The 743-nt window shown below is 68.6% G+C and carries 1 protein-coding gene; it reads right to left on the minus strand.

Annotated elements, in window-relative coordinates; all coding sequences use genetic code 11:
* Nucleotides 1–742 (minus strand): porin (locus HWX25_RS32695; RefSeq protein WP_244138834.1); only part of this gene is annotated, 742 nt, incomplete at its 3' end.
* Nucleotide 743: the final 1 nt, after the last annotated feature.

Below are 743 nucleotides of genomic sequence, written 5' to 3' on the forward strand. Positions count from 1 at the left end.
CCTGGTGGTAGGTGGCCGAGGTGTCGCCGCTGGCCTTGGTGTAGCTGTAGCCGACGCCGAGCAGCAGGGCCGCGGTGGCCTGGTAGTTCAGGAAGCCCTGGCCGGTGTTGTAGCGCTCGTTCTGGCCGAACAGCGAGGAGCCGTCGCGACGGTACTGCGCATTGCTGTAGCCGCCGCCGAAGGTGAAGGCGCCCCACACGTACTGGCCGGCGATGCGGGCGATGCCGCCGAACGAGTACATCGCCTCGAACTGCACGCCGGCGACCAGCGGCGAGGTGTACTTGACCGCGTTGTCGACGCGGAAGCTGTTGTCGTAGTTGTCGACGTCGCCGGCCGTCGCGAAGGCGCTGCCGAAGTAGTTGTCGGCCGTGATCGGCTGCACCAGGTCGATCAGCGGATCGTACTGGCGGCCCAGCGTGAGCGTGCCGAGGCGGTCGCTGGCGAGGCCCACGAAGGCCTGGCGGCCGAACTCGCGGCCGCCCTGGCCGAGGCCGCCGGTGCTCGGGTTGAAGCCGTTCTCCAACTGGAAGATCGCCTTCAGGCCGCTGCCGAGGTCCTCGCTGCCCTTGATTCCCCAGCGCGAGCCGGCCAGGTTGCCGGCGCTGCTGTTGCCGAGCAGCCAGGAGTTCTTGGCGCCGTCCGCGTGATTGATATAGGTGAGCGACGTGTCGATCAGGCCGTACAGCGTCACGCTCGATTGCGCGTGGGCCGAGCCCATCGCCGCCAGCGAGGCGAGCGACACC

The organism is Burkholderia sp. BCC1640 (genome assembly GCF_902833125.1).
Taxonomy (GTDB): Bacteria; Pseudomonadota; Gammaproteobacteria; order Burkholderiales; family Burkholderiaceae; genus Burkholderia; species Burkholderia diffusa.